The sequence below is a fragment of the Nitrosomonas sp. genome (assembly GCF_020852615.1).
In the GTDB taxonomy this organism is placed as follows: domain Bacteria; phylum Pseudomonadota; class Gammaproteobacteria; order Burkholderiales; family Nitrosomonadaceae; genus Nitrosomonas.
Genome location: NZ_JADZAJ010000015.1, coordinates 79869 through 87432, shown reverse-complemented (window position 1 = coordinate 87432; position 7564 = coordinate 79869). Strand labels below are relative to the sequence as shown.

General features: G+C 50.9%; 8 protein-coding genes. 4 read left to right on the top strand and 4 right to left on the bottom strand.

Translation table 11 applies throughout. The annotated features are described in order from the left end of the window. Together IT527_RS03135 and IT527_RS03130 are read left to right on the top strand one after the other, a co-directional pair. The coding region (locus IT527_RS03135; RefSeq protein WP_292966464.1) for a PepSY-associated TM helix domain-containing protein at positions 1-425 on the top strand (425 nt) is incomplete at its 5' end. A 186-nt stretch (positions 426-611) separates the two neighbouring features. Next, positions 612-1856, top strand: a complete 1245-nt coding sequence (locus IT527_RS03130) for an EAL domain-containing response regulator (RefSeq protein ID WP_292966461.1) — start codon at positions 612-614, stop codon at positions 1854-1856. A gap of 42 nt (positions 1857-1898) precedes the next feature. Here the strand turns inward: IT527_RS03130 and IT527_RS03125 are convergent, their stop codons facing one another. After that, positions 1899-2453: a dihydrofolate reductase gene (locus tag IT527_RS03125; protein WP_292966459.1), complete on the bottom strand. Its 555-nt coding sequence runs from the start codon at positions 2451-2453 to the stop codon at positions 1899-1901. Then, positions 2450-3244 (bottom strand): thymidylate synthase, encoded by a 795-nt coding sequence (locus IT527_RS03120; RefSeq protein ID WP_292966456.1) that lies wholly within the window; start codon positions 3242-3244, stop codon positions 2450-2452. Before IT527_RS03120 ends, IT527_RS03125 begins: the two co-directional genes overlap by 4 nt. 101 nt (positions 3245-3345) lie before the next feature. On the opposite strand from IT527_RS03120, the gene IT527_RS03115 reads away from it, so the two are divergent. Beyond that, positions 3346-4854: a leucyl aminopeptidase family protein gene (locus tag IT527_RS03115; protein ID WP_292966453.1), complete on the top strand. Its 1509-nt coding sequence runs from the start codon at positions 3346-3348 to the stop codon at positions 4852-4854. Positions 4855-4917: 63 nt separating this feature from the next. Beyond that, on the top strand, positions 4918-5277 hold the full coding sequence (locus IT527_RS03110) for a DUF4389 domain-containing protein (protein ID WP_292966450.1): 360 nt from the start codon (positions 4918-4920) through the stop codon (positions 5275-5277). Here the strand turns inward: IT527_RS03110 and mnmH are convergent. Beyond that, positions 5271-6458 (bottom strand): tRNA 2-selenouridine(34) synthase MnmH, encoded by a 1188-nt coding sequence (gene mnmH, locus IT527_RS03105; RefSeq protein ID WP_292966447.1) that lies wholly within the window; start codon positions 6456-6458, stop codon positions 5271-5273. The two genes, IT527_RS03110 and mnmH, sit on opposite strands and share 7 nt — an antisense overlap. Continuing rightward, positions 6451-7500, bottom strand: coding sequence for a selenide, water dikinase SelD (selD, locus tag IT527_RS03100; RefSeq protein WP_292966445.1), 1050 nt, complete (start codon positions 7498-7500; stop codon positions 6451-6453). Before selD ends, mnmH begins: the two co-directional genes overlap by 8 nt. Positions 7501-7564 lie beyond the last annotated feature (64 nt).

The following is a 7564-nucleotide window of genomic DNA, read 5'->3' as shown; positions in this document are numbered from 1 at the left end:
GCATTGGCGAACAGTTGATGAGTGAGCAGGCGAACAAGCATGGTTTTGCAGTCGAGCAGGTTATTGCCCTGAGACTGGATCGTGGAAACGGTACTTATCAGTACATTGTGCGCAGTTCAAAAGAGATTCAGGATCGGCGCGGCAGAACGAGTGTATTTTTTGATGCTGATACGGGTGAATTCAAGCTGGCATTGCTGCCGAGCGGCCAATACAGCGGTAATACCGTGACGAATTGGCTTTTTGCGCTGCACATGGCCAATGTGTTCGGATTGCCGTACCGTATTTTTGTTTGTGCACTCGGACTGACCATCGTACTGTTGTCAGTAACCGGCATCATCATCTGGACCAGGAAGCGGGCGGCACGCCTCAGTGTTCCGCCCGCCCATCGTACCATCCGTAAAATAGCCGGCCGGGAGAATATCTGAATAACAGGTGTACTTCTGATTGATACGGATTCAGGTGTTGATCAGCCGGTACTTTGATGCCGGGTAAAGTGAGAATTGTCTGCCTGTTATGAATGAGGGATTTTTTTAACATTATTCCGGATTATTTCGACGTGCTATGCTTTTACCGGGCTACTGAAATTTGTATGCGGATGACTGAGAAGAGTGATGATGACTGATATAGCTGCGACCAGAATCCTGATTCTGGACGACGATCCGTTCATTCTGAAGCTGTTGCAGCGCATGCTGGCCAATCTGGGATTCTCTTCCGTCAGCAGTTATGAAAATGGAGAGGATGCATTGAAACTGCTGGATGATGCTGTTGCCCGACCTGATCTGATTCTGCTGGATCTCAACATGCCTGGCATGGATGGTATCGAGTTTGTTCGTCATCTGGTCGAGCGGCAATACTCCGGCAGCCTGATTCTCGTCAGCGGTGAGGATGAGCGTATGCTCAGGACAACGGAAAAACTGGTGCAGGCACATCAAATCCCTATTTTGGGCTATCTGCAGAAACCTGTACAACCTGAAGGATTGCGGGCACTGCTGATGAAGCTGGATTTACCGTCTTCCAGACGGGAAGATCAGCGGGGAACACGGAAGCATTACGACGCTGAAGCAATCAGGGCGGCGATTGAATCCGGTGAACTGATCAGCCATTACCAGCCGAAGGTTCGGGTTGCCACCGGGGCTGTTGCCGGGGTGGAAACACTGGTGCGCTGGCGGCATCCGACTGATGGTGTGATTTATCCCGATCAGTTTATTGGGGAAGCTGAGAAACACGGGTTGATCAGTCAGCTTACACAGGTCGTGCTCAAGCAGGCTTTTTTTCAGGCACGGGCGTGGCAGAAGGCCGGGTATGAATTAAAAGTGGCTGTCAATGTGGCTATGGACAATCTGACATCACTTGATTTTCAGGATGCCGTGGTAAAGCTGGCAGCTGAAGCTGAAATTCTTCCCGGCAAAATTGTGCTGGAAATTACTGAAAGCCAGCTGATGGGAGATGTGCGTGTTTCACTGGAAATTTTAACCCGTCTGCGCCTGAAACGTTTTCATTTGTCTATTGATGATTTTGGTACGGGGCATTCTTCATTAGCGCAGTTGCGGGATATTCCGTTTGATGAACTTAAGATTGATCAGGGGTTTGTCCATTGTGCCTCCGAGAATGAAACGCTGCGGGCGATTTATGATGCCAGCCTGGCGCTGGCAAGACAGTTGGGTATGGAAGCGGTTGCCGAAGGAGTGGAATCCCGTGAGGATTGGGAATTACTGCGCCAAACCGGCTGTGATCTGGCGCAGGGTAATTTTATTGCGCAAGCCATGCCGGCTGAAGCGCTGGCAGGCTGGATGGACCAGTGGCATGCACGAATCGAAACAGAATCGCTTGTTTCTTCCAGAGAAGGGAAAGTATAGCTGTTGTTTTCAATGTGCCAGCAGGATTGATACCATTCAGAATCAGGACATACCTGCCGGGTGAGCGTTTGTACTGACCGGCTGTTTTCGATCCAGCACCACAAAGTGATATTCCATACCACGCTCGGTTTCATGCCGGATTTCACGGGAAGTTTCCTGCCAGTCGTCGTGGTCATACTCCGGAAAAAAAGTATCTCCCTCAAAATCCTGCTTGATCTCAGTCAGGTATAAACGCTGACAGAACGGCAAAGTCTGCCGGTAGATTTCAGCGCCGCCAATAATGAAAATCTGCCGGTTATCACCGGAAAAATGATTCAGTACTTCTTCTATTGAACTGGCTGTGATGATGCCGGCAGGCAGATCAGGATTTTGCTGCCGGGTAAGCACGACATTAGTGCGGCCAGGCAGCGGTTTGCCAATCGAGTCAAATGTCCGGCGTCCCATTACAATGATATGGCCGAGGGTCAGTTGCTTGAAGTGCTTGAGATCGGCCGGCAAACGCCAGGGGAGGGTGTTATTCCACCCGATTACCTGATTGGATGAAACGGCAGCCAGAATTGCAATGCGGGGAGCAGGCGCAGATGGTGTTGCAGTCATACCGCAACCGGTGCTTTGATGGGCGGGTAAGGATCGTAATCGCGCAGAATGAAGTCCTCGTATCTGAAATCAAAAATGTTTTTGATGGCCGGGTTCAGTTCCATGACCGGGAGAGTTCTGGGTTCACGCTCCAGCTGCAGCTGTGCCTGGTCCAGGTGATTCAGGTATAAGTGCGCATCACCCAATGTATGAATAAATTCACCGGGCTTTAGATCGCAACATTGCGCAATCATCAGTGTCAGCAGTGAATAGGAGGCAATATTGAACGGGATGCCCAGGAAGATATCGGCGCTGCGCTGATAAAGCTGGCAGGAGAGTTTGCCCTCTGTCACGTAAAACTGGAACAGTACATGGCAGGGAGCAAGCTTCATTTTGTCGAGATCACTCACATTCCATGCTGAAATAATCATCCGGCGTGAATCCGGTGTTTGTTTGATCTGCTGGATTACCTGTGAGATCTGGTCGATGGGATTGCCGGCAGAAGCTGTCCAGGATCGCCACTGATGGCCATAGATCGGTCCCAGATCGCCATTTTCATCTGCCCATTCATCCCAGATGGAAACACCGTTTTCTTTCAGATAATTAATATTGGTATCGCCGCGCAGAAACCATAACAGCTCATGAATAATCGATTTGGTATGGCATTTTTTGGTGGTCACCAGTGGAAAGCCTTTCTGCAGATCGAAACGCATCTGACAGCCAAAGAGAGAGAGTGTTCCCGTGCCGGTGCGATCACTCTTTTGATGACCGTGCTGTAACACATGTCGCATCAGGTCAAGGTACTGATACATGAATAATCCTGAAAGGGTGGATCAAGCGGATATAATACAACGTTATTTTGACAAGAATACTGGCTCCTTTCCTTTAAGGCCGGCTCATTTCAATAAAACCAATGCTCGCCACACTTACACAAAACGATAATACTTTTGATGAATCAATCAGAGCGACTCATTTACTGATTATTCTGCCCAGGGCGGATAAAATAGCCGGAAAATACCAGCTTCCTGCCGAATCGATCCTGAATGATGCACTGCAGCGGCAAGGGGAAACGGCAGGCAAACTTGCCGAGGCCCCGTTGTCCGTTAATTTGCAGAACGGGGCGCTTTATACCTGGGTGATGGTGGATTTTGGTAAATCCCTGTTCGAGCAGCAAACCAGCCTGCGGAAAGCGGTACAGTTGCTGCTGAATGAACATCCTGCTGAAATCCATATCGCTGTATATGGGGATGAGATGCAAAGGCGCCATTTGGCTGAACTGGCTGTGTACGTTGCCTGGGTTAACGGGGCGATTCTGCCGGTACGTAAACAGCGCAAACCGGATGACAGGCCCCTGGAGCGCATTTGTCTGCATGGCACGGCGGATGCTGCCGGATTTGCCGCACAATGCGCACAGGCGGAGGGCAATTTTCTGGCCAGAGGATTGACTGTTCTGCCTCCAAACGAGCTCACACCTCAAACTTACCGTGAGCAGATCAAGAAGCTGGCTGCTAATGAAAACTGGCATTACGAAGAATTTGAAGTATCCAGATTGCGTGAAATGGGAGCGGGTGCTTTTGCCGCGGTTGCCCAGGGCAGTCTTAAGGATGATGCGGCGATTGTCTACTTGCGCAGAACCGTCAATTACGGTGAAACCGGAAAAACAATTGCTCTGGTAGGGAAGGGTATCTGTTTTGATACGGGTGGACATAACCTGAAATCGGCACGTCACATGTATGGCATGCATGAGGACATGAACGGTTCTGCAGTAGCGCTTGGCGTGCTGCTGGCGGCAACGCGGGCTAACCTGCCGATCAACATTGATTGCTGGCTTGCCATTGCACAAAACCATATTGGCCCCGGTGCGTTCAAGCAAAATGATGTTGTCACGGCACTAAACGGGATGACCGTGGAAATCGTGCATACTGATGCAGAGGGCCGTCTGGTGCTGGCCGATACGCTGACACTTGCCGCCAGGGAAAAGCCGGATCTGATTATTGATTACGCCACGCTGACGGGCAGCCTGGTAACAGCACTTGGATCACGCTATAGCGGAGTTTTCACCAATCGGGACTATCTGGCGCAGAATGCGGTGGCAGTGGGCCGGTCAAGTGGTGAGCGTGTATGTGTATTCCCGATGGATGGTGATTATGAAGCGGATCTGGAAAGCAAAATTGCTGATATCAGGCAGTGCAGCATAGAAAGTGAGGCGGACCATATCCTTGCCGCCTGTTTCTTGCGTCATTTCGTAAATGATATTCCCTGGCTGCATATGGATCTTTCTGCTGCTCGCCATCAGGATGGATTGGGTGCAGTAGGCACGGAAGTGACTGGTTTTGGTGTCACCTGGTCGATGCATTTTTTGCAGGAAATACTTAAAATTCTGCAAAAAAGAATGGGTAAAGCAGCTGACCGGGAGCGATAAACATGACCGGCAACCCGGGGACGGCAGATTGGAACCGGTAACTTATTGAGAGGGTTTATTCTAATGAATGATGAAGTAAAACGGCGGCTGCAAAGTACTGAAATCTGGACAAGAGCACTTTTTATGCTGTTGTTTGTTTTTGTCCAGAGTGGTGTGAAATTTATGGTCATGCTGCTGGCCGTATTTCAGTTTATTTCAACTATCCTGACAGGCCAGGCTAACACGCTGCTGCTTAAACTGGGCAGCCAGCTGGCAACGTATGACTATCAGATCAACCTGTTTCTGACATTCAATACAGAGCAGCGCCCGTTCCCGTTTTCTTCCTGGCCGGGGGCCGATAACCGGTTTCCTGATGCAAAGCCTGCTGATACCGGCAGCCGGAAACCGGAAGACAATCAGGGGAATATCAGCTGGTTTCAGTAGCGGGTGCCGGTGGTGCGTGAAAGTGCATTCTGCCGGGTCCGAAGATAATCCATTACTGTCTGCCTGGATCCTTTGAAACACGGATTTACCTGGCGACGCTGCAGGGAGCCGAGATACAGCGGGTCATAATAATAGCTCACCAGTTTTTCAATCCAGATTTTATTTGCCTGGATTTCGTTTCTGTTCTCAAAATCGGATCGCGCAAAGTTGAGATCCAGCAGAATTTCCTGAAATCGGTCACCACCCAGTTTTTTGCTGATGGCCTGCAAGGCAGTGGCGTATCGATCGAATAGCATCAGTGCCTGCCGGTACGTTATTCCGGTTTCGTCAGCCGGGGCCGGGGGTATTACTGCTCGCCGGGCCTGCTGTGCATGACCGATGGATGTAGTGAGGATGTAATCCTCAAAAATGTTATTGACCCTGGCTTCCAGCGGTTCATCCACCCAGATGATCTCGGCGCTGCGCATGTGCTCAAAGAAGCTGACAGGCAGGTACACTTTGCCGGTATTCCGGCTTTCATCTTCTACGATTACCGGCCCCGATGGATTGTGCTGTTCCAGCTTGAGCAGACTGACAGCGAGCTGGTTTTCAAAATCGGCCTGAGAGGGCTGCGGGGTTGACATGCTGCCAAAGGCAGAGCCGCGATGCCGGGCAATGGCCTCGATGTCCAGTGTCGGACAGCAATTGCTGATGTCATGGATTAACCTGGTTTTGCCACTGCCCGTTGGTCCGGTGATAACCAGCAGTTTGCGGTGTTCACTGAAATAACTGATCGTATTGATCAGAAATTGTCGTACCAGCTTATAACCGCCGGTAATCAATGGTCTGTCAATACCCGCATCCCTGAGCCATTGTTGTGTGATCCGTGAACGCTGGCCACCACGAAAACAATACAGCACGGTCCGGGGGTGCTGCTGGATGAAGTCAAGCCACTGCTGCAGGCGGGCTTGTTTGACTGCTCCGGAAATCAGCTCATAACCCAGTTTGACGGCTGCTTCCGAGCCGTTTTGTTTATAGGTGGTGCCGACGTATGCGCGTTCTTCATCGTTAAGAATAGGCAGGTTGACCGCTCCCGGGAGGGATCCCTGTATAAATTCGACGGGTGCACGCACGTCGATCAGGGGGGTGTCTGCAGCGAATATGGCTGCCAGATCATTGGTACTGATGTTTGGATCAGGCAAAGTACACCACTTTATCTTGACGGGGTTGAACGGTTCCCACTAATGCGGCAGACCGGAATTGGCTGCATAACGCTTGGATCAGAGCCTGGCTGGCATCGGGTGCTACGCTTAACAGCAGACCACCACTGGTTTGCGGATCATGGATCAGCAGTTTGTGCCATGTATCCAGTTTTGAATCGTCGATGTGCGGTGTGGTGTATTCCGCATTTGTCCGGTGTGCCCTGGTCAGGAAACCGTTTTCCAGGCAGTGGAATACATTGTTGAACCGGGGAAGGCTGCCGGTTTCAATGTGGAATGTGGCATTGCTGGCATTGGCCAGCTGCATGGCATGGCCGGAAAAACCAAATCCGGTGATATCAGTCGCAGCGTGAACTGACGCCAGTAAACCGGGGGGGATATAGTCGATAACGTTATTGATCGCCATCATACTGTCGAGTGCTTCAATAATGTCTTCTTCACCAAGTTGCTGTCGTTTCACTCCGGCAGTCATGGTGCCTGTTCCCAGCGGCTTGGTCAGAATCAGATGATCTCCCGCCCTGGCGCCCGTGTTGGTCCATACCTGTTGCGGGTGAACAAATCCGGTGACTGACAGGCCGAACTTCAGGGTGTCGTCATCAATGGAGTGACCCCCGACAAAATTGGCACCGGCTTCGGCAATCTTGTCGCTGGCTCCTTGCAGGACATCAACGATAACGTGTTCAGGTAGCATTGTCAGCGGAAAAGCCAGAATTCCCATGGCGGTGGCCGGTCTGCCGCCCATGGCATACACATCGCTGATTGCATTGGCTGCAGCGATTGCACCAAAAAGTTTCGGGGTATCAACAATTGGTGTAAAAAAATCCAGTGTTTGTACCAGTGCAGTTGTCTCACTGATCTTGTAGATGGCGGCATCATCAAAATAGCGGCCATCTACCATCAGCGCGGGGTGTGCGACTGGGAAGCTGACCTGCTGCAGGATTCGACGTAGTTCTGCAGCAGCGACTTTAGCGGCACACCCGCCTTTCTGGACGGTTTGTGTCAGAGCGATTTTCTCTGGATGCATGGTTGTGCACTTCTAAAAATTATTTTTTGGGAAAGCTGCGATATTGCATGGAGCCCGCCGCCTT